The sequence below is a fragment of the Amycolatopsis mediterranei genome, from assembly GCF_026017845.1.
GTDB classification, from domain to species: Bacteria; Actinomycetota; Actinomycetes; order Mycobacteriales; family Pseudonocardiaceae; genus Amycolatopsis; species Amycolatopsis mediterranei.
The window spans coordinates 8,698,842-8,724,140 of record NZ_CP100416.1 but is presented as its reverse complement, the minus strand read 5'-3'; the positions used below and the strand labels follow the sequence as shown (position 1 = coordinate 8,724,140).

Sequence of the window (25,299 nt, the reverse complement as noted above, 5' to 3'; positions counted from 1 at the left end):
CCTGTTGACGATAGGCAGCCGGACGGGTGCATGTCAACCGGGGCTCACCGGAAGCGGATCACCGTGATGCCGGCGAGGACGAAGAACACGAGGATGACCAGCGTGCCGGTCTGCCCGCCGGAGGAGCGGGTCACGACCTGGTCGACGGCGCCGGTCAGCCGGACGCCGCACTCGGCGACCACGGTGTGCCGCCCGGCCTCGATGCGGGTGAACTCGACCGGCGCGGTGAAGGCGCCGGAGCTGTCGGCGAAGGCGCTGCCGACCTCGGTGCCGTCCGACATCAACGTCACCATCCGGCTCGGCAGGCAGCCCGTCCCGGACGCCGAGAGCGGCTCGCCGGGCTTGATGCTCGGCCGGTCGAGCACCAGGTCGCCGGGCTTCGGCGCGGTGCTGGACGTCGTCGGGGTGCCGGGCGTGCTCGTCGGGGTCGCCGGGGTTGTCGTCGGCGGCGTCGTGCTCGTGGTCGGCGTGGGGGGAGTGGGGGTGATCGTCGGCTTGCCCGCGGTCGGGGTCCCCGGCCGGGTCGGGGGCGTGGTCACCGGCGGGGGCGGCGGCGTGGTCGTCGCCGGCGGCGGGGGTGTGGGGGTCGGTGTGGTGACCCCGGTGACGACGAAGGTGCCGCTGGCGGTCTCCGGCTGGCTCGAGCAGGTCGCGGTGACCGTGTAGGAGCCCGGCTTCGCGCCGGCGGGGACGGCGGTGGGGAACTGCCCGCTGGTCGCCGGGGCCACTTTCGAGCCCAGTGCCGTGCCGGCCCAGGAGAAATTGATGATCCGGCAGGTCGGGAAACCGTTCCAGGAAATGGTGAAAGAACTGCCCGCCGGCCCGCTCGACGGTTTCAAACCAACCGTCGGCGGAACTTGTGCGCCGGCCAGGCCCGCACTCGCGAGCAGAAGCAACGTTCCGGCCACGGCGCCTAAAACCAGCCGAACCACGAATCGCATTGGGACGTCCCTCCCCGGTGTGTGCTCGCTGTAGCATTCCGGACCAGTCGGATAACGCAAGTAGGGGATGCCCAATGGGACGTGTCATCGCGGCGGGGGTTGCGTTGGGTTTGTGCGCGGTGCTGCTGGGCGCCCCACCCGCCTCGGCCGCATCCGGCTCGCTCCAGCTGCAGGTCTCGATCGACAAGCGGCCGATCGAGGACGCCACGGTCCCGATCGATCCGGCGAACCAGGTCGAGCTGCAGGTCGTGGCGACCAACACCGGCACCGCGCCGGTGAAGGTCCGCAGCGTGCGGCTCTCGGGCGTCGCGCTCGCGCTGACGTTCTTCGCCTACGACACGACCGCGCCCTTCGAGGTGCCGGCCCGCGGCTCGGTGTCCCGGACGTTCGTCCTCGACCTCGGTGACCTGGCCGGGCAGGCGACCGGGCTGCTGCCGTCGTCGGTCGAGCTGCTCGATGCCGGGCGTGGCACGCTCGGCGAGGCGACGACGGTCGCCGACGTCCGCGGCTCCCTCTGGTCGGTGTACGGGGTCTTCGGGCTGGCGATGCTGGTGCTGACCATCCTCGCCTGGGTGACCGCGCTGCTGGCGCTGGCCCGGCACCGGCTGGCGCCCAACCGCTGGCGCCGCGGCGTGCGGTTCCTGCCCGCCGGCTTCGGCACCGGCCTGGTCGCGGTGATCAGCCTGTCGGTGCTGCGCCTGGTCCCGCCCGAGCCGGCGATCGAGATCCCGGTGGTGCTCGGCGCGGCGGCGATCGCGTTCCTGCTCGGCTACCTGACCCCGCACCCGGCGCCGCCCGCGGTGACCGAGAGTGACGCCACCGTCCAGCTCCCGCTGCCGTCAACGCAGGAATTCACCCGATGAGCGCACCGGCCGAGCTGGTCGCCGCCCTGCCGCAGTACGACATCGGCGAGTCGATCGGCGAGGGCGGCATGGGCGTCGTGTTCGCCGGCGTGCACCGGACGCTGGGCCGCAGCGTCGCGATCAAGCAGCTGCCGTGGGACGTGCTCAACCACGCGGCGAGCAGCGAGCTCTTCGACCGCGAGGCGCGGGTGCTCGCCAGCCTGGACCACCCGCACATCGTCCCGGTGTACGACTACGTGCGGACCGGCCGCGAGCACCTGCTGGTGATGGAGCGTCTCGACGGCGGGACGGTGCACAGCCGCTTCCACGGCGGCGGCGTCAGCGGCGAGCAGGCGTGCGCGATCGGGCTGGCGATGCTGGCCGGGCTGCACGCGGCGCACCGGGCGGGCGTGCTGCACCTCGACGTCAAGCCGCGGAACCTGCTGTTCAGCACGCAGGGCGTGGTGAAGGTGGCCGACTTCGGCATCGCCAGGGTGATCAGCGAGGGCGCCACGTTGGTGACGCACGGCGGCGAGATCCTGGGAACCCCGGCGTACATCGCCCCGGAGCAGGCCATGGGCAACGCCCTGAGCCCGGCGGCCGACGTGTACGCGGCGGGGACGGTGCTGTACGAGCTGTTGTCGGGCCGGCTGCCGTTCGACAACACCCGCGGCGCGATCAGCATGATGCGCCAGCACATGTTCACCGACCCCCAGCCGATCATGGGTGTCCCGATGCCGATCGCCGGAGTGGTGATGCGCAGCCTGGCCCGCGAACTGGACGCGCGGTACCGGGAGGCGGAGTCGTTCGCGGCGGACCTCGCCGCGGCGGCGACGGTGGTCTACGGGCCGGGGTGGCTGGAGCGCGCCGGGGTCCCGGTGCTGCACCTGACACCCCGGGTGATCGCCGGGCTCAATTCGGCGACGGCCCCCGCGTTGCCGGCGGAGGCCCGGACGCGGCCGGTGGTTCGGCCGGGAGCCACGCTGGTCGGCGCGCCGACCAGCCCGCCTCCCAGCCTGCCGCCGGGGCCGGATTCGCCAGTCACGTCGTCGGCTGCTGTCCTTTGGCTGCGGTTGGCCGCCGGGGCGGCCGCGATCGTTCTCGTCGTGCTCGCCCTGCTCAACCCCGCTCGGCTGCCGCACCCGGCGTCGTCCGCGCTGAACCTCGGGGGCGCCTCCGTCTCGGCGCCGGTCGAGGTGGATCTCAGCAAGCCGCTGGTGCTGACCGGGCCCGGCAACCCCGGCCGGGTGGCGCTCGACCTGTCCGCCGCCGGGATTCCGCTCGGGTCCGCGGCCACCGAGGCGAAACCCGACGGCAACGGCTTCACCGCCGCACTCACCCTGCCGGGGATCGCCCGGTGGATCGTCGGGGGCGCCGTCACCGCCGACGTGCGGACCGGTTCGGCCACCCGGACGTTCACCCTGCTCACCAGCCAGCACCCGCTGGCCAGCGCGATGGGCGCGGGCAGCCTCATCCTGGCGCTGTTCGCCCTCGCCTACCTCGAATCGGGGCTGCGCACGATCCGCAGCGGCCACCGCTGGCGGGGCGCGGCGGTCGGCGGGCCGGTGCTGGGCCTCCTGTTCGGCGCCGCCGTGTGGCTGTGCGTTTCGGTGCTGCGCGTGCACGAACCGTCGCCGGGGTTCGGGGCCGGGTGCGCGGTGGCGGGCGCGGTCGCGGCCGGGCTGGTCGTCGCGGCGGCGCGGCGCCGGGCGTCCACAGTGGTCAGTCGACCATCCGGACGGTGACGTGCGGGCTGTAGCTCTTGCGCCGGTTCCACCCCTGCTCGGCGCAGAGACTCAGCTGGATCGCGCGGTCGGCGGGCGCCCAGTAGCCGGTGCGGACGAAGTAGCCCTCCATCGTGTTCAGCGCGCCGAGGCTCTTGCGCGCCGAGCACATCTCCCAGCCCCACTGGCGCCCGGTCTTCTCGACGCCGTTGCGGCGCACGGAGATCCGGGGGTTGCCGACCGCGCGGATGTCGGCGTCACCCTCGGTGACGTAAACGACGCCGTCGATCTTGTAGAACCGGTTGTTGTCCAGCAAGGACACCTGCCCGGAGAGGGCGATCCCGACCCGGGCGCCTTCGTCGCCCGTGAGCGTCCAATCGAGACAGAATTCCTGGACCGGAAGTTCCAGTGACTGGGTCATGACGAGGTTCCCCTGTTCTCACTGAGCGTCCCTTCCAGAAGATAAGGATTTTCCGGACGGCGGGAAGGCTTCGGCGCGATCTTCACCCGAAGCGGTTCCGGGGGTCGGATGGCTTGCGGCGCAGGGGTTTCCGGCAGCGGAGCACGGCGGGTGACCACCGGATTTCCGGCCGGGTGGTCTTCGGTGCACGAACGGTTGCCCGTCACTGTGCGTGAACTTAAGGTAAAGGAACCATTACCTTCGTCGGGACGTTGGCGGGGCATGAGCGAGCCCACTGTCATCGAGCTCGGCCCGCGCGATCTGCTCGTCGTGGCGGGGCTGCCCGGAGCCGGCAAGACGACCATGCTCCGCCATGCTGTGGCGGGGCTGCCGGTGCTGGATTCCGACCAGGTGCGGGCAAGGCTTGGGGCGGTTGTGCCGTCGGTGGTGCCGTACCGGTGTTACCGGCCGGTGGTGCACGCGTGGCACCGGCTGCGGATAGTCGGGTGCGCGCTCGGTCCGGCGTTGCTGTCCGTGGTTCGCTGCCGTGTTCCAGTGACTCTCCATCGACCCGAACGCCGGATTGTTCAGCGGCCGGCACGCCGCGTCAAGGCGGGAAAGCGTACCTTGACCCGGCGTGCCGGCCGCTGATGCGGCTGCGTATCGGTTCGGCAGGGCGGTGTGGTCGGGGGCCGGGCGTCGGGGGCTTGCGGCGGGGCCCCGCCTTCAGCGGTGCGGGCTCGCCCGGCTGGCCGCCGCCAGCCTGTAGGGCTTCCCTTGGCCGGCGCCCGCCTTGCCGGCGCAGTCCGCCGATCCCTGCCAGGGCTCCTCGACCGCCCGTGAGCTGAGCCCCCGGAGGCCTGGGAGCTTCCCGAGCGCTGCGGCACCGAACCTGACCGCGAGCGCCACCGCAACCCTCCTTTTGGTCTGGACAATTTACATATTGGTCTAGACAATAAGGTCTCTCCCTGACTGGAGGACCCGATGAGGCGTTCCCGACTGTCCGCAACCCTCGCCGCCTTCGTGCTTGCTCTCTCGGGGGTGCTCGCCGTCCCCGCTGCAGCCGCCAACCTCCTCGCCAACCCCGGCTTCGAAGCCGGGTCGCTTTCCGGCTGGACCTGCTCCAACGCGACCGCCGTGAGCACGCCCGTGCACTCCGGTGGCTACGCCCTTGCCGGCACCCCGGTCGGCGCCGATTACGCCCAGTGTGCGCAGACCGTCTCCGTTCAGCCCAACACCACCTACACCGTCTCCGCCTGGGTGCGGGGGAACCCCGTCTACCTCGGCGTCACCGGTGGCCCCTCGACCTGGTCCGGTAACCCGAGCGCCTACAACCAGCTGTCCCTCTCCTTCACCACCGGGAACCAGACCTCCGCCCAGCTCTACCTCCACGGCTGGTACGGCGCCGGTACCTACTACGCCGATGACGTCGTCCTCGACGGGCCCGGTGGCAACACCCCCGGTGCGCCCGGTGCCCCCGGTACTCCGCAAGCGACCACCGTTACCACCGGCTCCATCGGCCTGAGCTGGGGTGCGAGCGCCGGCACCGTCGCCGGGTACCGCGTCTACGAAGGCTCGGCCGTCGTTGCCACCGTCACCGGAACGAGTGCCACCGTCGGCGGACTCGCCGCGTGCACCACCCACAGCTACGCCGTCGCCGCCTACAACAGTGCCGGTGAGCCGCCCAAGAGCGGGACCGTCACCGCCAGTACCAGTGGCTGCGTCGACACCGGGCTTCCGAAGCACGCCCTCGTCGGGTACCTGCACGCCAGCTTCGCCAACGGGTCCGGGTACGTCCGGATGGCCGATGTCCCCGCCGCCTGGGACATCATCGATCTCGCCTTCGGGGAACCGACCTCCGTCACCTCCGGGGACATCCGCTTCAATCGGTGCTCCGCCACCGAATGCCCGAACGTCGAGAGCGACGCCGACTTCGTCGCCGCGATCAAGGCCAAACAAGCGCAGGGCAAGAAGGTGCTGATCTCCATCGGCGGGCAGAACGGCCAGGTCCAGCTGACCACGACCGCCGCCCGGGACAAGTTCGTCAGCTCCGTCTCCGCCATCATCGACAAGTACGGCCTCAACGGTCTCGACGTCGACTTCGAGGGCCACTCGCTGTCGCTCAACGCCGGCGACACCGACTTCCGCAACCCGACCACACCCGTCCTCGTCAACCTGATCTCCGCGCTGAAGACGCTCAAGGCCAAGTACGGCTCGGGGTTCGTGCTCACCATGGCGCCGGAGACGTTCTTCGTGCAGGTCGGGTACCAGTTCTACGGCGGCACGAGCGCCGGTGACGCGCGGACCGGCGCCTACCTGCCCGTCATCCACGCCCTGCGGGACTCGCTCACCGTGCTGCACGTCCAGGACTACAACTCCGGCCCGGTCATGGGCCTCGACAACCAGTACCACAACATGGGCGGCCCCGAGTTCCACATCGCGATGACCGACATGCTCAAAGCCGGCTTCAGCGTGGCCAACACCGGGCAGTTCTTTCCCGGCCTGCGCCCGGACCAGATCGCGATCGGGCTGCCCGCCGCCGTCAGCGCGGGCAACGGCTACACCTCGCCCGCCGACGTCCAGACGGCGGTGAACTGCCTGGTCAAGGGCAGTGGCTGCGGTTCGTACACGCTGCGCGGGGGAACCTCGCCCGGCTTCCGCGGGCTGATGACCTGGTCGATCAACTGGGACAAGTACTACGGCTGGGAGTTCCAGAACAGCCACGAGCCGTTCCTCAACGCCCTGCCGTGACCGTCGGCGGTGTGCCCCGCCGCCGCGGTGGGGCACACTGCTGAAGTGGTGCTGGTGACGTTATGAAGCGCGCTCCGGGCGAGTCCGTGCTCTCGCGCGTCGTCCGCATCTTCGAGGCGTTCGGGCCGGACGCGCCGGCGCTGCGCGTCACCGACATCGCGCGGGGGGCGAACCTGCACGTCGCGACGGCGTCGCGGCTGGTCGAGGAGCTGGTCGGGCACGGCTGGCTGCGGCGTGACCCCGATCGGAAGATCCGCGTGGGTGTCCGGCTGTGGGAGCTGGCGTCCCGCGCCTCGCCGACGCTCGGGCTGCGCGAAGCGGCGATGCCGTTCATGGAGGACCTGCACGCCGTCGTCGGGCACCACACCCAGCTCGCGGTGCTGGAGGACCGCGAGGTGCTGTTCGTCGAGCGGCTGTCGGCGCCCGGCGCGGTCGTCAACGTGACGCGGGTGGCCGGCCGGCTGCCGCTGCACGCGTCGTCGTCCGGGCTGGTGCTGCTCGCCCACGCGCCCGCTGACCTGCAAGAACAGGTGCTGGCAGGCCCGCTGGAAGCCTTTCGCCGCACGACGCTGACCGAGCCGGGGCGGCTGCGCCGGTTCCTCGCCGACGTCCGGCGGAACGGGTACGCGTTCTGCGCCGGGTTCATCGACGAGGAAACGACGGGGATCGCGGTACCGCTGCGGGGGCCGGCCGGCGAGGTCGTCGCGGCGCTGTCGGTGATCGTGCCCAACGACCGGAACGCGCGCATGCAGATCCCGGCGCTGCGGGCCGCGGCGCGCGGGATCTCGCGGGCGATGGGGAATTCCTCTCACTGAATGAGAATGCACTGGTGGCGGGCGGTGTCGCCGAGCCATGCTCGGGCCCTGTCGCGGGAAAGGACCTTCTCCAGTGCGCACTCAGGTCGCCATCGTCGGCGCCGGCCCGGCCGGGCTGCTGCTGTCCCACCTGCTCGGTCTCGAAGGCATCGACTCGGTGCTGCTCGAACGGCAGACCGCCGAGTACGTCCAGGCACGCATCCGCGCCGGAATCCTCGAGGCGGGGACGGTGGAACTCCTGCGGGACGTCGGCCTCGGCGCCCGGCTCGACGGCGAGGGCATGGAACACCGCGGCATCCACCTGCAGTGGCCGGAGCACCGGCACCACGTCGACTTCACCGGCCTCATCGGCCGGTCGGTGACGGTCTACGGGCAGACCGAGGTGACCAAGGATCTGATGGCGGCGCGGGAAAAGGCGGGCCGCCCGGCGTACTACTCGGCCGCCGACGTCACGCTGCACGACGTCGCCGGGTCGCCGTCGGTGACCTTCGTGGACGATTCCGGCGCCGCGCGGCGGATCGAGGCGGACGTGGTGGTCGGCTGCGACGGCTTCCACGGCCCGAGCCGGGCGTCCGTTCCGGAACCGCGGGTCTGGGAGCGGGCGTACCCGTTCGCGTGGCTGGGCGTGCTGGCCGACGTCGCGCCGTCGACGGACGAGCTGATCTACGCCTGGCACCCGGACGGGTTCGCGATGCACAGCATGCGCTCGCCGCGGGTGAGCCGGTTCTACCTGCAGGTGGCGCCGGACGAGGACATCGCGCGGTGGAGCGACGACCGGATCTGGGCCGCGCTGTCCGAACGGCTCGGCGTGCCGGGGTGGACGCTGGAGACCGGGACGATCACGGAGAAGAGCGTGCTCCCGATGCGGAGCTTCGTGACGACCCCGATGCGGCACGGAAACCTGTACCTGGCCGGGGATGCGGCGCACATCGTGCCGCCGACGGGGGCGAAGGGGCTGAACCTGGCGGTGGCGGACGTCGCCCTGCTGGCGCGGGCACTGACGGCGTCGTTCCGCGGCGACGACCGGCTCGTGGACGCGTACTCGGAGACGGCGTTGCGGCGAGTCTGGCGCTGCACGCACTTCTCCTGGTGGATGACCTCGATGCTGCACCGTCACGGCGACGGCTTCGACGCCCAGCTCCAGCTTTCCCAGCTCCAGCGCACGGTGACGTCGACGGCCGCGAAGACCGAACTGGCCGAAAACTACGCCGGCCTACCCCTGTAGCCGATCGTCGCCGCCTTCCTCCGCGACGGGGCCCGGCGCCACGCCAGCCGGATCCGCCTTCGGCAGCCGGACGGTGAACGTCGATCCGGTGTCCACTTCGGACTCGACGGTGACCGTGCCGCCGTGCGCCGCCACGAGGTGGCGCACGATGGCGAGGCCGAGCCCGCTGCCGCCGGTCTGGCGGCTGCGAGACTTCTCGGCCCGCCAGAACCGGTCGAACACGTGCGGCAGGTCCTCGGCGGCGATGCCGGATCCGGTGTCCGCCACGGCGAGCGTCACCTCGTCCACAGTGGACGACACCCGGATCGTCACCCGGCCGCCGGGCGGCGTGTGCCGGATCGCGTTCGTCACCAGGTTGCCGACGACCTGCCGGAGCCGGACCGGGTCGGCGGGCAACGTGGCTTCGCCGAGCGCTTCGACGGTGAGCGTGACCCCGCCGGCGGCGGCGCGGTCGGCGTGCGCGGCGGCGACGTGGCCGGCCAGCTCCGCCGCGTCGAGGGGCTCGGGGTGCAGGCGCAGCTGCCCGGCGTCGGCCGCGGCGAGGTCCTGCAGGTCGTCGACGATGTGCTGCAGCAGCACGGTTTCCTCGAGCAGTGACGCGCTCAGGGCCCGGTCGAACGGGAGGTGCCCGTCTTCGGCGGCCTCCAGCCGGCCGCGGATGACGTTGAGCGGGTTGCGCAGCTCGTGGGCGATGTCGCTGACCATCGCCTTGCGCTGCTCCTCGATGCGCTCGCGCCGCGCCGTGAGGTCGTTGAACGCGGCGGCGAGGTACCCGACCTCGTCGCGGGACTTCACCGGGGCCGGCCGGTCCTGCTGCGCGGCCTCGGTCAGCGCCCGCAGCGGACGGGACAGCCGCCGCGCGACGAGCGCGGTGAGCGCGACGGCCAGCACCAGCACGCCACCGGTCACCGCCAGGATCCGGGTGAGGTTCTCCCGCGACAGCGTGAACGTCGGCAGCGGCGACCCGCCCGGGCCGAGCGTGAACAGCAACGCGGGCGGCGCGACGTACGGCGCGAGCTGCTCACGGCGGGCCGAGTCGAGGCAGTCCTCGATCGGCCGTTGATCGGAGACGTCGAGGACCTCCAGGTCGAGGCCGAGCTTCACCTGCCCGCCACCCTGGTTCTGCAGGCAGCGGTTGACGGCGTCGTTCAGGCTCGTCAGCGCGGCCTGTTCGGTCGGGGTGGGGGCGGCGAGCTCGAAGAGCCCGCACTTGCCCGCGTAGTAGCGGGCGGAGAGCGGTTCGAGCCCGGTGAGCTGCGGCCGCCCGCTCGGCGAGTCGCGCACCTGACCGGGCAGGCCGAACGCGGCGAGGCAGGCGGTGGCCTTCTTGGCCAGCGCGGTGAGCTCCTCGCGTTCGGACGGGGGCAGCTTGAACGGGCCGGCCGCGCGCGGGTCGATACCGCTCGTCCCGGCCTCGGGCAGCAGCACCGGGTCCACGTGCAGGGGATCGACCGACGCGGTCGCCTTGACCGGCAGGGTGACCGGAGCGCCGCCGGAATCGCCGAGCACGCGCCGGTCGAGGGTGGTCAGCACGACCCGGCGGCCGGTCTGTTCCGACAGCGCCCGCAGCCGGGGGCCGACCTGGTCCCACGTGTGGTTCACCGCGGCGAAGCCGAGCAGCTCGGTGTAGATCGTCGCGTCGCCGGAGAGGGCCTGGCCCTGCTCCTGCTGGATCGCGCGGGTGGTGGTCTGCACGGCCAGCCAGGCGGTCGCCGCGATGGAGGCGAGCGCGATGAGCAGGGAGACGGCGGTGAGCCGGACGACCAGGCTGCGCCGCCTCGGGAAGCTACGCCCCATCTTCCGCCGTCAGCTTGTAGCCGACCCCGAAGACGGTCCGCAGGTGGACGGGCTTCTGCGGGTCCGGCTCGATCTTCTTCCGCAGGTTGAGCACGTGGACGTCGATGATCCGGGTGCTGACGAACCGGTCGTCGCCGCGGGTCAGTTCGAGCAGCTGCCGCCGGGTGAACACCCGGCCCGGTTGCCGGATCAGCGTCTCGAGCAGCTGGAACTCGCCCGGAGTGGTGTCCACCGGGCGCCCGTCGACCGACACCTCGTGCCGCACCGGGTCGAGCCGCAGGCTGCCCGCGCGCAACGCGGTGTCGGGCGGCTCGCGGCGCCCGGCGGTCCGCCGCAGCAGCGTCCGGACCCGGGCCATCAGCTCGCGCGGGCTGTACGGCTTGGTCAGGTAGTCGTCGGCGCCGAGGTCGAGGCCGAGCAGCAGGTCGTCCTCGGTGGCGCGGGCGGTGAGCATCAGCACCGCGACGTCGGACTCCTGCCGCAGGATCCGGCAGACGTCGAGACCGTCGACGTTCGGCATCATCACGTCGAGGACCAGCAGGTCGGGGCGGTCGCGCCGGGCCTCGTCGAGCGCCGCCCGGCCGTCCGGGGCCAGCACCACGGTGTGGCCTTCGCTTTCGAGGTAGAGCCGGAGGACCTCGGCCTGCTTCTCGTCGTCTTCCGCGACCAGTACACGTGCGCACACGGCGTCGAGGGTAGGCGTCCTGACACCGTTCCCACCGCATCCTGACCGGATCTTCACACCTTGGCGTGCGTTCGTGACTCCGGGCTACGACCGTCGCCGCGATGACGGCTTTCGGCATTCCCGGCAGGAATTGTCGGGATAACGCTTGCGTCCCGGTTCTCCGGACTCGTTGCGGATCCCGCCGGCCGCCCGATTCCAGGGGCGGACACGGAAGGACGTGATGGCCGTGAACGCGACCAGAATCGCCGTGGCCGCCCTGGTGCTGCTGGGCGCGGCCGCGTGCGGGATTCCCGTGACCGGCGTGCCGGTGCCGGTCACCGTGGTTCCACCGGCCCCGGTGACCAGCACCGCGACGGTCGCGGTGCCCGCACCGGTGTACGTCCAGCCGCCGGTTTCCCCGCCACCGAGGCAAACCACGGAAGCGGGCGTGGTGGTCGCGTACTACGACGCGATCAACCGGCGTGACTTCGCCACCGCCTGGTCCCTCGGCGGCAGCCGCGTCGCGGGCAGCGGCGGGTACGCCAAGTACGCCAACGGTTTCGCGACGACGGCGTGGGACACGCTGACGGTCACCGACGTCCGCGGCGGCACGGTGTACGTGGTGCTGTCGGCGGCCCAGACCGACGGCACCACCCGCACGTTTTCCGGCACGTACACCGTTTCCGGCGGCGTCATCGTCGGCAGCCGCATGACCAGGACGGGATGAGGACCGCCATGCGTACACTTCGGACAGTTGCGGCGCTTGGCACCGTGCTCGCGCTCGCTTCGTGCGGCTTGCCGCACACGGTGGCCGGAAACGCTTCCCAGGCACCGGTTTCGACCGCGACGGTGACGGCGCCGAGCACCCCGGCGGTGACCGCGCCCGTCCCGCAGACCGTCTTCGTGCCACCGCCGCAAACGGTGACCGCCGCCCCGGCGGGCGTCGCCGCGTCGAGCCAGTGGTACGCCCAGCAGAGCTGGATCAACGCCCAGCCGGGGGTCGCCATCACCCCGGCGGCCGGCCAGACGCCCTGCCAGTGGCTGTTCGTCAGGGGGTACAGCTACGCGCAGGCCTACGCCGCCTGGGCCCGGAACGGCTACCCGGCGAGCTGGTCGGCGACGAACGACGGCTACCCGTGCCAGAAGTCCTACGGCATGCAGCACTGAGCGACCCAGGTTGCGAAACCGGGCCGAGAGCGAGGTGCGCTCCCGGCCCGGTCGCCGTCAGGTCAAGCTCGAACAGGATCTCGCGTCCGGATCCTGAGCCCCCTTCGGGACCCACCGCACGTTCGCGAACGACGCCTGGAACGTGCCGTCGGTGTAGACCAGGAACGGGGTGTTGATGTGCTCGAAGTCCAGCCCGTTGTTGAAGCAGGACACCGGGATCTTCACCGTCGTCTTCGGGCCGCCCGCCAGGTCGGTGAACAGCTTGGTCGCGTTCACCTCGGAGAAGCACGGGTAGACGCAGTGCATGCTGATCACCGTCCGGTTGGCCGGTGCCTGCTGCACGACCGTGTCGAACTCGAGGGCGGCGTCGGCGTTCAAATAACCGCGCAGGTCGTTCGTGCCCGCCGTGTTCTGCATGTACAGCTGGGCCGCGCCCGCGCCGGTCCAGGTTGCCTTCAGGCCGTCGGCCTGCACGTTGACGTCCGCCGGGACGACGTTGATCTCGCTGTGGGCCGCCGTGCCGTCCGGGCCGATCACCGTGCCGCCCCAGTTCTCCGCCGAGCCGATCTGGCTCGTGTACGGCGGGACGTCGGTGCGGTCGAAGATCGACAGGTCCTCGGTCGCGGTCCCGCCGCCGCCGGTCGAGGTGCAGGACGCCGGCCCGGAGGTCTCGTCCAGCGGCCCGACCGTCGCGCGCTGCCCGGTCTTGAGACCGTAGCCGAGCTTGAACAGCGGGTCGTAGCCCGGCGACCAGGGGTTGAGCGGCGTCTGGCACGCGCTCTTCGGCCACGAGTACGACAGCGTGCCCTGGTAGCCGGTCCCGTCCTTGCCCTTGACCAGCATGTCGGCGACGCCGCCGCCCTCGGTGCCGGGCAGCCAGGCCGCCACGAACGCGTCGGAGCGGTTGATCTCCTTGTTCATGTACAGCGGACGGCCGCCGACGTACACGGTGACGACCGGGGTGCCCTTGCCGCTGACCTTGTCCAGCACGGCCAGGTCCTCGGGGTAGAGCTTCGCCGCCTCGAGCGACTTGCGGGTCAGGTCGCCGACGCCCTCGGCGTACGGCGTCTCGCCGATGACGGCGATGACCGCGTCGAAGCCCTTCGGGTCGACGGTGCCGGTGGCGTCGAAGGTGACGTTGGCGTCGCCCAGGTCCTGCTTGATGCCGGTCAGGATCGAGGTGGCGTTCGGGAAGTCGGCGTTCGTGTTGCCGGTGCCCTGCCAGCTCAGCGTCCAGCCACCCGTCTGGTTCGTGATGTTGTCGGCGCTCTTGCCGACGACCAGGACCTTCGACGCCGGCTTGAGCGGCAGCACGTTGCCGTTGTTCTTCAGCAGCGTCTGCGACTCGCGGACGGCGTCGCGCGCCAGCCAGTTGTCCTTCAGCGCCTCGTCGGAGTTGGCGTAGGAGCGGTCCGACGGCTTCTGCGACTCGAACAGGCCGTCACGCAGCTTGACGCGCAGGATGCGGGTGACGGCGTCGTCGATGCGCGCCATCGGGATCTGGCCGCTCTGCACCTGGGCGACGGTGTTGGTGATGAACGCCTTCCAGTCGTTCGGCACCATCACCAGGTCGATGCCGGCGTTGATCGCCTGCGGGCACGAGGAGTTCGTGCAGCCGGGGACCTGGCCGATGGCGTTCCAGTCGGACACGAGCAGGCCGTCGAAGCCGATCTTGCCCTTGAGGATCTGGTTCAGCGCCTTGTCGCTGCCGGTCAGCTTGCCCTCGTTGATGCCGAGGTCGGCGTTGGTCCAGCTGTTGAACGACACCATCACGGTCTGGGCGCCGGCGGCGAGCGCGCCGTAGTAGCCCTGGCCGTGGATGTTGATCATGTCCGCCTCGGACGAGGGGTTGACGCCCTGGTCCTGGCCGTTGATCGTGCCGCCGTCGCCGATGAAGTGCTTGGCGGTGGCGATCACGCCGTTGTAGCCGATGCGCTTGGTGGCGCCGTCCTGGAGGCCGTCGATGGCTTCGAAGCCGTACGCGCGCGTGATGCGCGGGTCTTCGGAGAAGCCTTCGTAGGTGCGGCCCCAGCGGTCGTCCTGGACGACGGCGAGGGTGGGCGAGAAGGCCCAGTCCTGGCCGGTGGCGCGGATCTGCCGGGCGGTGGCGCCGGCGACGTCACGGACCAGGCACGGGTCGTGCGCCGCGCCGAGGCCGATGTTGTGCGGGAAGACGGTGGCGCCGTAGACGTTGTTGTTGCCGTGCACGGCGTCGATGCCCCAGATGACGGGGACCTTCGTGCGGCTCGTCTTCGAGGCGTTCCAGTAGGAGTCGGCGAGGTTCAGCCAGTCCTGCTGGGTCGCGTGCTTGTTCGCGCCGGGCCACGAGCCGCCGCCGTTGAGGACCGAGCCGATGGCGTACTGGCGGACCTCGTCGGGGGTGATGGCGGCGATCTCGGGCTGCGTCATCTGCCCGACTTTTTCCTCGAGCGTCATGCCCTTGAGGATCTCGGCGATCCGCTGCTCGTCGCCGTCCTTGCCCTTGAGGCGGCTGTCGACCTTCGGCCAGTCCGCGAGGGTCGGCAGGGTCTTCTCGATCTTGGCGCAGCCGTTCTTGTCCTTGGCGGGCTGCCCGATGACCGGCTGGGGCACTTCGGCTTGGGCCGGCGTCGCCTGGGCGATCCCGCCCAGCAGGCTCAGGCTCATCAGCGTGACGAGCGAACTTCGGCGCGCACGAGACCACGTGCGGGATCTTCTGGCCATGGGTCTGGTCCATTCTGCGATGAACGGCGGACCGGCCGATCCTCACCGCGCAACGGGAGGGCGTCAAGGGTTTCGATTGTTTGGAGGGCGTGTTAATTCTCGACATAAACTAAGAGTCGGCCGGTGGCGCGGCCACGTCTAACGCGTAACGCTGTTGCGGTCAAGGGCACTGACGGGCAAGGGTTTTGCCCCATGGACATCCGCCGTGTGGTCTCGCTCGATCCGCTCTTGGCGGCCGGGCACCTGTTCGACGATCCCCCGCGGCCGGACGCCGCCGAGCGCTTCCTCGCTTCCGAAGGCCACCACCTGCTGGTCGCGTACGTCGACGAGGTGCCCGCGGGCATGGTGACCGGGGTGGAGACGACCCACCCGGACAAGGGCACCGAGATGTTCCTGTACGAACTGGGTGTCGACGCCGCCTTCCGCGGGCAGGGCCTCGGCCGGTCGTTGGTGACGGCGCTCGGGGACCTGGCCCGCGAGCGCGGGTGTTACGGCATGTGGGTCGTCACGGAAGGGGACAACGCCCCGGCGAAGGCGACCTACCGCGCGGCCGGCGGAGTCGCCGAGGAGGGGCAGGCGGTCTTGGTCTGGACGTTCGGCTGAGCGCGCGGCTCAGCTCAGCACCGAGCCCGGCAGTTCCTCGAAGATCAGCCACGTCCGCGTCGATCGCACGCCCTCCAGCGCCTGCAGCCGCTCCAGGACGACGTCCCGCAGGGTCGAGTTGTCCGGCGTCCGGACCAGCAGCAGGATGTCGAAGTCGCCGCCCACCAGTGCCACGTGGTCGACGTACGGGATCTCGTGCAGGTCCGTCGCCATCGTGCGCCACGACGTCTGCTCGACCGTCACCATGATGTACGCCGACGTGCCCAGGCCCGCCCGGCGCGGGTCGATCCGCGCGCCGAAGCCCGTGATGACCCCCTCCGCCATCAACCGCTCCAGCCGCGCGTACGCGTTCGTGCGCGAGATGTGGAGTTTTTCCGCCAGCGCGCGCACCGCCAAGCGGCCGTCCGCGGAGAGTTCGGCCAGCATCGCCCGGTCGACGTCGTCCAGGGCCGGGACCGTTCGTCCCGGCAGACCGCCGTGAGCCAGGACACCGGTGGACGTTTGGGTGCCAGCAGGCCCCGGAGAAGACAGTTTGTCGCTCATTTCCGCCAACCCTTGAACACAACACCGCCGAGAACGACCATTTCAGCATCATATGTCTGGGAGAGGTGGTGCGCGTCATGGCTGTGATGTCTTCGGAGACCCTGCTGCCGTCCGCTACCCCGGTGCGGTTCGTCGCCGAAGACGGGAGCCGGGCCGATGAGCACGGTGGGTACGGCGAGCCCACCGGAGACCGGCTCAAGGAGGCCTACCGGCTGATGGTCCTGGGCCGCCGGTTCGACGTGCAGGCGACCGCGCTCACCAAGCAGGGCAGGCTCGCCGTCTACCCCTCCAGCGCCGGCCAGGAGGCCTGCCAGGTCGCCGCGGCGCTCACCCTCGAAACCCGGGACTGGCTCTTCCCGACCTACCGCGACTCCGTCGCCCTCGTCGCCCGCGGCCTGAAGCCCGGCGAAGTCCTGACGCTGCTTCGCGGCGACGCGCACTGCGGCTACAACCCGGTCGAGACGCGCGTAGCGCCTCAGTGCACTCCGCTGGCGACGCAGACTCTGCACGCCGCCGGGCTGGCGCACGCGATGCAGCGACGCGGCGAAGACGCTGTCGCGCTCGCGCTCATTGGGGACGGCGCCACCAGCGAAGGCGACTTCCACGAAGCGCTCAACTTCGCGGCCGTCTTCAAGGCGCCCGTCGTGTTCTTCGTGCAGAACAACCGCTTCGCCATCTCGGTGCCCTTCGAGAAGCAGAGCGCCGCGGCCGCGCTGGCGTACAAGGGCGTCGGCTACGGCATGCGCTCGGAGCAGGTCGACGGCAACGACGCCGTCGCCGTCCTGGCCGTTCTCGACGACGCGGTGAAGCACGCGCGCGAAGGCAAGGGACCGGTCCTCGTCGAGGCCCACACCTACCGCATCGACGCCCACACCAACGCCGACGACGCCACCCGTTACCGCGACGCCGAAGAAGTCGCGAAGTGGCGCGAAGCGGACCCGCTCAAGCGGCTCGAGACCTTCCTCAAGAGCCGGAACCTGCTGCAGGACACCGAAATCGAGCGGTTCGCGGCCGCCGCCGAGGTGTTCGCCCAGTCCGTCCGCGACACGCTCAACACCGAGCCCGAGCTCGACCCGCTGTCGCTGTTCGACCACGTCTACGCCGAACCCACCCCCCAGCTGCGGCGGCAGCGGGCGGCCCTCGAAGCCGAACTGGAGGCCTGATGACGACCACCATGGCGCAGGCGCTCAACGCGGCCCTGCGGGACGCCCTCAAGGACGACGACCGCGTCCTCGTGTTCGGCGAGGACGTCGGCACGCTCGGCGGCGTCTTCCGCGTCACCGACGGCATCACCGCCGACTTCGGCGAGGAGCGCTGCTTCGACACCCCGCTCGCCGAAGCGGGCATCGTCGGGTTCGCCGTCGGGATGGCGATGGGCGGGTTCCGCCCGGTCGTCGAGATGCAGTTCGACGCCTTCGCCTACCCCGCGTTCGAGCAGATCACCTCGCACGTGGCGAAGCTGCGCAACCGCACCCGCGGCGCGCTCTCGCTGCCGATGGTCATCCGCGTGCCCTACGCCGGCGGCATCGGTGGCGTCGAGCACCACTGCGACTCCAGCGAGGCCTACTACACGCACACGCCCGGCCTGCGCGTCGTCACGCCGGGCACCGCGCAGGACGCCTACGACCTGCTCCGCGACGCCATCGAGTCGCCCGACCCGGTGGTCTTCCTCGAACCGAAGTGCCGCTACTGGTCGAGTGAAGAGGTCACCTTCACCCGCTCCGGCCCGGCCATTGACCAGGCCGTGGTCCGGCGGCACGGCAAGGACGTCACGCTCATCGCGTACGGCCCGATGGTCGCCACCGCGCTGGAAACCGCCGAAGCGGCGAAGGCCGAGGGCTGGGACGTCGAGGTCGTCGACCTGCGGTCGCTGTCGCCGTTCGACGACGAGACCGTCACCGCTTCGGTCCGCCGCACCGGGCGGGCGGTGGTGGTCCACGAGGCCGCGGGCTTCGGCGGCTACGGCGCCGAGGTCGTCGCGCGCGTCACCGAGCAGTGCTTCCACCAGCTCCACGCGCCCGTCCTGCGGGTCACCGGGCTCGATATCCCGTACCCGGCACCGAAGCTGGAGCGCCACCAGCTGCCGGACGTCGACCGGATCCTCGACACGATCGCGCGCCTGCAGTGGAACGACACGCCGGTGGTGGCCGGTGCCTGACTTCCTGCTGCCGGACCTCGGCGAAGGCCTGACCGAGGCGGCGATCGTGGACTGGCGGGTCAAGGTCGGCGACACCGTCGACGTCGACCAGGTCGTCGTCGAGGTGGAGACGGCGAAGGCGGCGGTCGAGGTGCCGGTGCCGTTCGCCGGCGTGGTGTCCGCGCTGCACGGCGAGCCGGGGCAGCTGCTGCCGGTCGGCGCGCCGCTGCTGAGCGTCGGCGGGTTCGCCGAGCCCGGTGTCACGACGTCATCCGGGAGCGGAAACGTCCTGATCGGCTACGGCACCGCGCCCACCACCCGGCGCAAGCGGGTCCGCCGCGTCGAAACGCCCGCCCCGAAGGCCAAGGCGCCCGGCGTGATCTCGCCGTTCGTCCGGAAGCTGGCCGCCGACAACGGGATCGACCTCGCGAAGGTCACCGCCACCGGCGCGGACGGCATCATCCGCCGCGCGGACGTCGAGGCGGCGCTGAAGAAGCCGGTCGCGAAGGGCAAGCGCATCCCGTTGACCGGGGTTCGCAAGGCCGTCGCCGACAAGCTCACGACGTCCCGCCGGGAGATTCCCGAGGCGACGGTGTGGGTGGACGTCGACGCGACCGAGCTGGTCGCCGCCCGCGCGGCGCTGAACGCCAAGACCGACCGGCCGGTCAGCCTGCTCGGGCTGATCGCGCGGTTCGCCGTCGCGGGGCTTCGCCGGTACCCGGAGCTGAACTCGCGCGTCGAAGGCGGCGAAATCGTCCTGCTCGACGAAATCCACCTCGGGTTCGCGGCGCAGACCGACCGCGGCCTGGTCGTGCCGGTGGTGCGCGACGCCGGGGCGCTCTCCACCCGGGACCTGTCGGCGGCGATCGGCGAGCGCGCCCGCACCGCCCGGGACGGCAAGCTCGCGCCCGCGGACCTGACCGGCGGCACCTTCACGGTGAACAACTACGGCGTCTTCGGCGTCGACGGCTCGGCCGCGATCATCAACCACCCCGAGGCGGCCATCCTCGGCATCGGCCGGATCATCGACCGGCCGTGGGTCGTCGACGGCGGGCTGGCGGTGCGGAAGATCTGCGAGCTGACGCTGGCCTTCGACCACCGCGTCTGCGACGGCGGCACGGCGGGCGGGTTCCTGCGGTTCGTCGCCGACTGCGTGGAGTCACCGGTCACCGCGCTGGGAGACCTCTGACGACTCACCGGCCGCGTTGGCCGGTGGTGCCGGTGGTCGCACTTAAAGTGGTTGCGTGACGACACCGGCCCAGCACGACCGCGATCTGGCGGAGGGCCGCGTGGCGCGGCTCAAGCAGGACCTGCGGGACGGCCTCGCGACCCCGCCCGCGGACGTCGACGAGATGGACGGGCTCGTGGCGACGGCCCACCGGCTGCTCGACGCCGAGCTGGTGTTCGACGAGGCCAAGCGGCGCCTCGCCGACGCCGAGCTCGAGTCCCGGCACGCGGCGACGCAGCGCGCGGTCGTCTGGTTCGCGGCCCCGGCCGTCCTGGTGTCGCTGGCCGCCGCGGCGCTGGTGCTGTTCGAGGTGCTTTCGCCGGTGTGGCTGCTGGTGCTGGTGCCGCTGTTCGGCGCGGGCCTGTGGATCGGCTTCGCCCCGGTCCGCCGGGCCGGGGCCGTGATCCGCGAGCGCACGCGCGCGGCGTGGGCGGGCGGTGTCACGGCGTTCGCGCTGGCCGGTGCCTTGCTCCCGTGGGCCGCGGCCGTCGTCTGCACGATCCTGACGGCAGTGGGCGCCGTGGGCACGATCGCGCTGCTGTGGCGGGAAAGCCGGATCCCGTGAGCCACGGCTACGTGACCTACGGCGACGATCCCGAGTTCTCGGAGGAGTACCTCGAGTCCGCCGATCCGGCGCGCCGCGACCTCGACGAGCTGTTCGCGGCGGTCGACGGGCTGCGCGCGGCCGACGACCGCTTGGGTCAGGACGTCGCCGAACTGACCGAGCGGCTCGAAAGCGGCGGCCCGGACCGCCACGACGACCGGATCGACCTGCTCGCCCGGCAGCTGGAGCGGCTGCAGCAGCAGGTCCGCGTCCTGGAGCGCGCGGTGCGCGTGGCCGACGGGGTGCCGCAGGCGGACCTCGACGACGTCGGCGCGGAGACGCGCGCGCTCGCGGCCGAGGCGGCGCGGTGGGACGACCTGCACAAGGAGCTCGTCACCAAGGAGCAGCGGGCCCGGCACGCGGAGGAGATCGCGCACCTGGACGCGGTCCGAGGGGCGCTTTCGCAGTGCGACGCCGACTTGGTGGCCGTCATCGGCGTCTTGGCCGCGACGGACCGGGGCTCCCGGGCGCGCGGCGACGCGGAGTCGCGCCTGCGCGCGCTGGCGACACGGCGCCGGACGGTGCTGGACGAGGAGATCCCGGCGGCCGCGGCCGCGGCGGAGAAGGCGCGGCTGGCGTTGCGCGAGGCGGACGCCGTCGAGGCGCGGGTGGTGCCGCAGCTGGAGCGGGCCGAACGAGCGTGGCACGACCTGCAGGTGCGGCTGCGGACGCGGATCACCGACGCGCTGGGGTCGAACGTCCTGCTGCCGGCGTGGTTCGGGAACGCGCTGGGGGTGGCCCCGCCGTCCGGCACCTCGGGTGACGCGTGGATCCGGACGGCCGCGTCGGTCTTGGCGTACCGGGTGACGTTCGGCGTGACCGATCCGGCGCTGCCGCTGGGCCCGCCGGCCTCGGAGGCCGCGGACACGACGGAACGCCGCTGGACCTGGCGAGCCCGGCTCGAGTCCGATTTGGACGAACTCGCCCTCTAGTTGTGCCCGGGGAGGCCGACCGCCCGAGACGATGATCCGCCGCTCGGTTTTCCGGGGACACGGGCGGCGGCTGCGGCGACGGTTTCCAGGTCTTCGTTCGAGAAGCCGGCGCGGCTCAGCACCGCCAGGGACTTGTTCGTCGCCAGCGTGCACAACGCCAGCTCTGCCGCCTCCTGCCCATCGGCCCCCGCCGCCAGCAGCGCCTGCTCCAGCATCGCCCGCACACCGTCGATCATGGCGCGGACCATCGCCTGGCCCTCCGCGTCGAGGGCCGGGAACTGCGCGGCCGACACCGTGAGCAGGCAGCCGTCCGGGACCGTCGGGTCGGCGATGCGGTTCAAGGTGACCCGCAGGTAGGCGGCCACCACGGCGCTCGGGCTCGGATGGGGGCCGGACAGTGCCCGGTCGTAGCGCGGGTGGTAGGTCTGCGCGTACCGCTCGAGGCTTTTGCGGAAGAGGGTGCTCTTGTCGCCGAACGTGCCGTAGAGCGAGCTCCGGCCCAGGCCCGTGCCCTCGGTCAGGCGGTCGATCGAGGCCTCCGAATAGCCCCAGCGCCAGAAGACGTGCATCGCCCGTCGTAACGCCTCGTCCACGTCGAATTGCTTGCGGCCCGCCATGGTTCATCAGCCTACGCATCTTGCACCGATCGTTTCAAGATGCGTAGAGTCCCCGACATGACAAGTTGCACCGATCGTTCCACGATGAGTACGGCCGACGGCACGACAAGCTTGAGTTCGCTGCGGCTGCCCGACGGGTTCACCGACGTCTTCACCAGCCGGCTCGTGGAGCTGAACGGGCTGCGGCTGCACGCGGTCACCGGCGGGGACGGCCCGCCGCTGCTGCTGGTCGGCGGGTGGCCGCAGACCTGGTACGCCTGGCGGGAGGTGATGCCCGCGCTCGCCCGCGAGCACACCGTCGTCGCCGTCGACTCGCGCGGGGCCGGGCTCTCCGACAAACCCGACGACGGTTACGACGCCGGCACGCTGGCCGCCGATCTGGTCGCGCTGATGGCCGCGCTCGGGCACGACCGGTTCGACGTGGCCGGCCACGACATCGGCATGTGGACCGGATACGCCCTCGCCGCCGACCACCCCGAGCGGGTGGGGCGGCTCGCCGTCGTCGACGCCATCATCCCGGGTATCACGCCGACCCCGTCGGTCTTCGGCCCGGCCGCGGTCAACCAGCGGCTCTGGCACTTCGGCTTCAACCGGCTCACCGACCTCAACGAGGAGCTGGTCCGGGGGTGGGAGCGGCTGTTCTTCGGCTACCAGTTCGCCACCAAGGCCGCCACCCCGGACGCGATCCCCGCGTACGTCGTCGACGTCTACGTCGATGCGATCGTCGCGGATCCTCGCGGGCTGCGGGCGAGCTTCGCTTACTACCGGGCGCTGGACGAGACGATCGCGCAGAACGAGCAGCGCGGGAAAACCCGGTTGACGCTGCCGGTGCTCGCCGTCGGCGGCGCGCGGTACAGCGGCGCGCTGGTCGCCGAGACGATGCGGCCGGTGGCCGGCGATGTCACCGGGGTGGTCGTCGACGACTGCGGCCATTACGTGGCCGAAGAGCAGCCGGCGCGGTTCATCGAGATCCTGCAGGATTTCCTCGGTGGCAAACCGGGAGCAGGCGTGCCGCACGGCTGACCCGTTCGTGGTGGAGTACCGCGGCGTGGCATCACGGGTGACGTCCGTCGCGGGGTGCTCGGAGGGCGGACTCCAACTGGCGATGCAGCTCGCCCAGGCGGGTCTTGCCCGGGTTGCCCGGCGGGAAGCGGTGCAGGAGGGTGCTCACCTCCGGTGGGGCCTGCGAAAGTGCCCATTCGATCTCCGCCTCCGCGGAACCACCCGCCAGTTCGCGCGCCAACGCTGCCTGCTGGGCCGGGCCCACGATGTGCTTCACCTGATGCGGCGACGCCAGGGGATGCAGGTAGGCGGCCCCGGCCGCGCCGACCGCCGCACGCGCCGCCGCCGAAGCTGCCGGATCGGCTGCCTCGCCCGCCGCGGCCAGGGCTGCCCACGCCGCCGTGCGCAGGGCCTTGGTGCGCGGGGCGCCCGCGGCGAACTCCTCGGCCGCCGCGATCGCCGCGCGGGGGCGGGCGTCGGAGGGGATGCGGGACTCGTACAGCGGCAGGACCCGGGAAGCGCAGGCCGCCGCCCAAGCCGTCAACGCCCGGAGTTCGGCGAGAGTCAGCTCCATGTGGGTGAAGCGTATCCTTGAAAGCCCGATTGAGACTTTCAGACGGTCGCCGGGCGGCGCAGGGCCTGCCGGCGGAGGCGGTTGAACAGCTTCGGGTTGTTCAGGGCGAAGACTCCGACCGTCGAGCCGTCCCGGGAGAACGTCGCCACGAACGATGACGACGCCGGGTCGCCGTCCACGAACGACAGCGTGTCGTCCGGACGGGGGTGCCCGGCCAGCTGCAAGGTACCCGAATACTGGTCCGACCAGACGTATCCGCTGGGGGTGTAGGTCCGCGCGCTGTGCCCGGCCAGGAGGTTGGCCACCGCCACCGGCGCCTGCTCGGACGCGTTCGTCCAGTGCTCGTGCCGCCGTCCCCCGTACCGGGCCACATCGCCCACCGCCACGACCTGAGGCAGCGACGTGACCAGCCCCGCGTCCGTGTGGACGCCGTTGCCGACCTTCAAACCCGAGCTCGCCAGCCACTCGGTCGCCGGTGTCATCCCGACGCCGACCACGACCACGTCGGCCGGGACGAGCGCGCCGGAAGCCAGCTCGACGCCGGCCGGGGTGAGGCCGGAAACCTGGACGCCGCAGCGCAGGTCCGTGCCGTGGTCGAGGTGCAGCCGGGCGCACACGGCGGCCAGCGAAGGCCCCAGCACCGGCGCCAGCGGGGCGGCCAACGCTTCCAAGACCACCACGTCGAGGCCCAGTGACCGGCACGTCGAGGCCACCTCGGCGCCGATGAACCCGGCCCCGACGATCACCACGCGCGCGCCGGGTACCAGGCGAGAACGCAGCGCCACCGCGTCGTCGACCGTCCGCAGCGTGTGGGCGCCCGCGAAGCCCGGCAGCGTGCGCGCCCGGCCGCCGGTGGCGATCACGACGCCGTCCGCGTGCACCGAGGTGCCGTCGGACAGCAGCACGCGCCGGTTCGCCGGCTCCAGCGCCGTCGCCCGGACGCCGAGCCGGAAGTCCAAGGCCAGCGACGCCAGGTCACCCGTGTCGAGCAGCGCCAGCGACTCGCGCGAGGCCGTCCCGGCCAGGAAGGCCTTCGACAGCGGCGGCCGGTCGTAGGGCAGGTGCGGCTCGTCGCCGATCAGCACGATCCCGCCGTCGTACCCCTGCGCGCGCAGCTCCTGCGCCGCGCGGACCCCGGCGAGCGACGCGCCGACGACCGCGACGCGCTTCACGCGGCGTCCTCGTCGGCCACGCCCTGGACGTAGATGACGCCTTCGTCGACGACCACGCCGTAGGTGCGCACCGGGTCCTTCGCCGGCAGGCAGGTCGGCATGCCGGTGCGCAGGTCGAACAGCGCCGCGTGCAGGGGGCACTCGACGAAGCAGCCTTCGAGCCAGCCGTCGGCCAGGGAGGCGTCCTGGTGGGTGCACGTGTCGCCGATGGCGTACAGCTCGCCGTCCTCGGTGTGGAACACCGCGATGGCGGGCGGTCCGGGGATCCGGAGCGACTCACCGGGGGGCAGCTCGTCCACCGTGCACGCGCGAATCATGGGTCCTCCGAGGCTGTTGCGCATGGGGGAACATCGACTGTGATACGCAACAAGTCTGAGTCCGGTGCGGAGCCGCGTCAAGGGGATACGCGTGGGTAGTTTCGTTGCCGGTCAACGGAGAACGCGGGCACGCCGAAGGCCCGTACCGGGGATGGCGGTACGGGCGCGACGACGCCGGAGGGGCTAGTTCCAAAGCCGTTCAGTTAGGCCGGTGGCTGGGTTGTCAAGGTTGCTTCTATCTCGATGGTGATCGTGGCGGGGTGGCTGGGGCCGCGGTGGCGTCCTTTGGCGGTGCTGGCGACGTATTTGGAGATTGCGCGTTTGACGACTCGGGGGTTGGTGCGGATCCGGCGGGCGGGTAGTAGCTGGTCCAGGATGTGGCGGCCGATGGCCCCGACCAGGTCGATCGCGGTGTCGGCGATGACGCCTGCGGCGGCGATGAGCTGGTCGCGGGCGGCGTGCAGGGCGACGGTGAAACTGCCGCGGTCGGGATCGATATCGGCGCGGTCCAGGGTGGTGTCGCTGATCGCGATCCGCAGCG

26 protein-coding genes and 1 pseudogene are annotated in these 25,299 nt (G+C 71.5%); 16 read left to right on the top strand and 11 right to left on the bottom strand.

Annotated elements, in window-relative coordinates:
- Positions 1 to 44: 44 nt before the first annotated feature.
- Positions 45 to 281, bottom strand: coding sequence for a hypothetical protein (locus ISP_RS39245; RefSeq protein WP_013229342.1), 237 nt, complete (start codon positions 279 to 281; stop codon positions 45 to 47).
- Between ISP_RS39245 and ISP_RS39240 the strand changes: the two genes are divergently transcribed.
- The 3 genes from ISP_RS39240 to ISP_RS39230 all read left to right on the top strand — a co-directional run bounded on the left by ISP_RS39240 (position 268) and on the right by ISP_RS39230 (position 3,528).
- Positions 268 to 666 (top strand): hypothetical protein, encoded by a 399-nt coding sequence (locus ISP_RS39240; protein WP_013229341.1) that lies wholly within the window; start codon positions 268 to 270, stop codon positions 664 to 666. The genes ISP_RS39245 and ISP_RS39240 overlap by 14 nt on opposite strands.
- A gap of 349 nt (positions 667 to 1,015) precedes the next feature.
- Positions 1,016 to 1,804 (top strand): hypothetical protein, encoded by a 789-nt coding sequence (locus ISP_RS39235; RefSeq protein WP_013229340.1) that lies wholly within the window; start codon positions 1,016 to 1,018, stop codon positions 1,802 to 1,804.
- The gene (locus tag ISP_RS39230) at positions 1,801 to 3,528 is read left to right on the top strand and encodes a serine/threonine-protein kinase (RefSeq protein ID WP_013229339.1); all 1,728 of its coding nucleotides are present in this window, start codon (positions 1,801 to 1,803) and stop codon (positions 3,526 to 3,528) included. The genes ISP_RS39235 and ISP_RS39230 overlap by 4 nt, the downstream gene beginning before the upstream one ends.
- Here ISP_RS39230 and ISP_RS39225 read toward each other — a convergent pair.
- A complete protein-coding gene (locus ISP_RS39225; protein ID WP_013229338.1) occupies positions 3,506 to 3,928 on the bottom strand; it encodes a hypothetical protein in 423 nt (140 codons plus the stop codon). The genes ISP_RS39230 and ISP_RS39225 overlap by 23 nt on opposite strands.
- A 261-nt stretch (positions 3,929 to 4,189) precedes the next feature.
- Between ISP_RS39225 and ISP_RS39220 the strand changes: the two genes are divergently transcribed.
- The 4 genes from ISP_RS39220 (at position 4,190) to ISP_RS39205 (ending at position 8,698) form a co-directional block, all read left to right on the top strand.
- Positions 4,190 to 4,558 carry a hypothetical protein gene (locus tag ISP_RS39220; protein WP_320109493.1) on the top strand — a complete coding sequence of 123 codons (369 nt, stop codon included), beginning with the start codon at positions 4,190 to 4,192 and terminating at the stop codon, positions 4,556 to 4,558.
- A 333-nt stretch (positions 4,559 to 4,891) separates the two neighbouring features.
- Positions 4,892 to 6,658: a chitinase gene (locus ISP_RS39215; RefSeq protein ID WP_013229337.1), complete on the top strand. Its 1,767-nt coding sequence runs from the start codon at positions 4,892 to 4,894 to the stop codon at positions 6,656 to 6,658.
- 62 nt (positions 6,659 to 6,720) lie between these two features.
- Complete coding sequence (locus ISP_RS39210; protein WP_013229336.1) at positions 6,721 to 7,473, top strand: IclR family transcriptional regulator; 753 nt, start codon at positions 6,721 to 6,723, stop codon at positions 7,471 to 7,473.
- 73 nt (positions 7,474 to 7,546) lie between these two features.
- Positions 7,547 to 8,698: a 4-hydroxybenzoate 3-monooxygenase gene (locus tag ISP_RS39205; RefSeq protein WP_013229335.1), complete on the top strand. Its 1,152-nt coding sequence runs from the start codon at positions 7,547 to 7,549 to the stop codon at positions 8,696 to 8,698.
- Here ISP_RS39205 and ISP_RS39200 read toward each other — a convergent pair.
- Both ISP_RS39200 and ISP_RS39195 read right to left on the bottom strand, forming a co-directional pair.
- Positions 8,687 to 10,495 carry a sensor histidine kinase gene (locus tag ISP_RS39200; protein WP_013229334.1) on the bottom strand — a complete coding sequence of 603 codons (1,809 nt, stop codon included), beginning with the start codon at positions 10,493 to 10,495 and terminating at the stop codon, positions 8,687 to 8,689. The genes ISP_RS39205 and ISP_RS39200 overlap by 12 nt on opposite strands.
- A complete protein-coding gene (locus tag ISP_RS39195) occupies positions 10,485 to 11,180 on the bottom strand; it encodes a response regulator transcription factor (RefSeq protein ID WP_013229333.1) in 696 nt (231 codons plus the stop codon). The genes ISP_RS39200 and ISP_RS39195 overlap by 11 nt, the downstream gene beginning before the upstream one ends.
- A 220-nt stretch (positions 11,181 to 11,400) precedes the next feature.
- On the opposite strand from ISP_RS39195, the gene ISP_RS39190 reads away from it, so the two are divergent.
- Positions 11,401 to 11,886 (top strand): hypothetical protein, encoded by a 486-nt coding sequence (locus tag ISP_RS39190; RefSeq protein ID WP_013229332.1) that lies wholly within the window; start codon positions 11,401 to 11,403, stop codon positions 11,884 to 11,886.
- 8 nt (positions 11,887 to 11,894) lie between these two features.
- Positions 11,895 to 12,326 carry a hypothetical protein gene (locus ISP_RS39185; RefSeq protein ID WP_230468560.1) on the top strand — a complete coding sequence of 144 codons (432 nt, stop codon included), beginning with the start codon at positions 11,895 to 11,897 and terminating at the stop codon, positions 12,324 to 12,326.
- A gap of 57 nt (positions 12,327 to 12,383) precedes the next feature.
- On the opposite strand, the gene ISP_RS39180 is transcribed toward ISP_RS39185, so the two are convergent.
- Positions 12,384 to 14,972, bottom strand: a complete 2,589-nt coding sequence (locus ISP_RS39180) for a glycoside hydrolase family 3 protein (RefSeq protein WP_013229330.1) — start codon at positions 14,970 to 14,972, stop codon at positions 12,384 to 12,386.
- 249 nt (positions 14,973 to 15,221) lie between these two features.
- Between ISP_RS39180 and ISP_RS39175 the strand changes: the two genes are divergently transcribed.
- The gene (locus ISP_RS39175; RefSeq protein ID WP_013229329.1) at positions 15,222 to 15,632 is read left to right on the top strand and encodes a GNAT family N-acetyltransferase; all 411 of its coding nucleotides are present in this window, start codon (positions 15,222 to 15,224) and stop codon (positions 15,630 to 15,632) included.
- A gap of 9 nt (positions 15,633 to 15,641) precedes the next feature.
- Here ISP_RS39175 and ISP_RS39170 read toward each other — a convergent pair whose 3' ends face one another.
- Positions 15,642 to 16,118, bottom strand: coding sequence for an Lrp/AsnC family transcriptional regulator (locus ISP_RS39170; RefSeq protein WP_071831458.1), 477 nt, complete (start codon positions 16,116 to 16,118; stop codon positions 15,642 to 15,644).
- A gap of 143 nt (positions 16,119 to 16,261) precedes the next feature.
- Between ISP_RS39170 and pdhA the strand changes: the two genes are divergently transcribed.
- From pdhA to ISP_RS39145, 5 genes are read left to right on the top strand one after another with little or no spacing between them, the layout of a single operon-like run.
- The gene (pdhA, locus tag ISP_RS39165) at positions 16,262 to 17,338 is read left to right on the top strand and encodes a pyruvate dehydrogenase (acetyl-transferring) E1 component subunit alpha (RefSeq protein WP_014467649.1); all 1,077 of its coding nucleotides are present in this window, start codon (positions 16,262 to 16,264) and stop codon (positions 17,336 to 17,338) included.
- The gene (locus tag ISP_RS39160) at positions 17,338 to 18,333 is read left to right on the top strand and encodes an alpha-ketoacid dehydrogenase subunit beta (protein WP_013229326.1); all 996 of its coding nucleotides are present in this window, start codon (positions 17,338 to 17,340) and stop codon (positions 18,331 to 18,333) included. Before pdhA ends, ISP_RS39160 begins: the two co-directional genes overlap by 1 nt.
- Positions 18,326 to 19,501 carry a dihydrolipoamide acetyltransferase family protein gene (locus ISP_RS39155; RefSeq protein WP_013229325.1) on the top strand — a complete coding sequence of 392 codons (1,176 nt, stop codon included), beginning with the start codon at positions 18,326 to 18,328 and terminating at the stop codon, positions 19,499 to 19,501. Before ISP_RS39160 ends, ISP_RS39155 begins: the two co-directional genes overlap by 8 nt.
- 55 nt (positions 19,502 to 19,556) lie before the next feature.
- Positions 19,557 to 20,105: a hypothetical protein gene (locus ISP_RS39150; RefSeq protein ID WP_013229324.1), complete on the top strand. Its 549-nt coding sequence runs from the start codon at positions 19,557 to 19,559 to the stop codon at positions 20,103 to 20,105.
- Positions 20,102 to 21,076, top strand: coding sequence for a hypothetical protein (locus ISP_RS39145; protein ID WP_013229323.1), 975 nt, complete (start codon positions 20,102 to 20,104; stop codon positions 21,074 to 21,076). The genes ISP_RS39150 and ISP_RS39145 overlap by 4 nt, the downstream gene beginning before the upstream one ends.
- Here ISP_RS39145 and ISP_RS39140 read toward each other — a convergent pair.
- Positions 21,073 to 21,693: a TetR/AcrR family transcriptional regulator gene (locus tag ISP_RS39140; protein ID WP_049878185.1), complete on the bottom strand. Its 621-nt coding sequence runs from the start codon at positions 21,691 to 21,693 to the stop codon at positions 21,073 to 21,075. The genes ISP_RS39145 and ISP_RS39140 overlap by 4 nt on opposite strands.
- A gap of 84 nt (positions 21,694 to 21,777) precedes the next feature.
- Here ISP_RS39140 and ISP_RS39135 point away from each other — a divergent pair, with 84 nt between their 5' ends.
- On the top strand, positions 21,778 to 22,716 hold the full coding sequence (locus ISP_RS39135; protein ID WP_230468558.1) for an alpha/beta fold hydrolase: 939 nt from the start codon (positions 21,778 to 21,780) through the stop codon (positions 22,714 to 22,716).
- Between the two features lie 31 nt (positions 22,717 to 22,747).
- Here the strand turns inward: ISP_RS39135 and ISP_RS39130 are convergent, their stop codons facing one another.
- The 4 genes and pseudogenes from ISP_RS39130 to ISP_RS39115 all read right to left on the bottom strand — a co-directional run.
- Positions 22,748 to 23,269, bottom strand: coding sequence for a putative immunity protein (locus tag ISP_RS39130; protein WP_013229320.1), 522 nt, complete (start codon positions 23,267 to 23,269; stop codon positions 22,748 to 22,750).
- A 38-nt stretch (positions 23,270 to 23,307) separates the two neighbouring features.
- Positions 23,308 to 24,441: an NAD(P)/FAD-dependent oxidoreductase gene (locus tag ISP_RS39125; RefSeq protein WP_013229319.1), complete on the bottom strand. Its 1,134-nt coding sequence runs from the start codon at positions 24,439 to 24,441 to the stop codon at positions 23,308 to 23,310.
- Positions 24,438 to 24,758: a bifunctional 3-phenylpropionate/cinnamic acid dioxygenase ferredoxin subunit gene (locus tag ISP_RS39120; protein ID WP_013229318.1), complete on the bottom strand. Its 321-nt coding sequence runs from the start codon at positions 24,756 to 24,758 to the stop codon at positions 24,438 to 24,440. Before ISP_RS39120 ends, ISP_RS39125 begins: the two co-directional genes overlap by 4 nt.
- A 203-nt stretch (positions 24,759 to 24,961) precedes the next feature.
- Positions 24,962 to 25,299 (bottom strand): annotated as a pseudogene (locus ISP_RS39115) (IS4 family transposase); the annotation flags it as partial.